This window comes from Paraburkholderia sp. SIMBA_053, from assembly GCF_046534895.1.
In the GTDB taxonomy this organism is placed as follows: Bacteria; Pseudomonadota; Gammaproteobacteria; order Burkholderiales; family Burkholderiaceae; genus Paraburkholderia; species Paraburkholderia caledonica.
Window position 1 is genome coordinate 1 of sequence record NZ_JAWRXU010001627.1, and the last position, 238, is coordinate 238.

At 71.4% G+C, this 238-nt stretch carries 1 protein-coding gene; it reads left to right on the plus strand.

Features of this window, described 5'->3' with window-relative positions; genetic code table 11:
* Positions 1–86: 86 nt before the first annotated feature.
* The coding region (locus tag SB753_RS41065; protein WP_410805679.1) for a DUF6445 family protein at positions 87–238 on the plus strand (152 nt) is incomplete at its 3' end.

The following is a 238-nucleotide window of genomic DNA, read 5'->3' on the forward strand; positions in this document are numbered from 1 at the left end:
GCAGGGCTTCATCGAACGCTACTGCAAGGCCGGCCCGGAAGGGTGCGGCGCAAGGCCGCGCTCGGGCGTGGCCTGAGTCCTCGCCGATGCTGCTGAACCTGCATCCGCAGGTCCGCGTCAGTGCCTCGCGCATCGGCAACGAGGGCGCGCCGCTGCTGGTCATCGATCAGCTGGTGGCCGACCCCGAGCGACTGGTGCGCAAGGCGGCGCGGCACGACTTCACGCCGCAGGGCGCGAT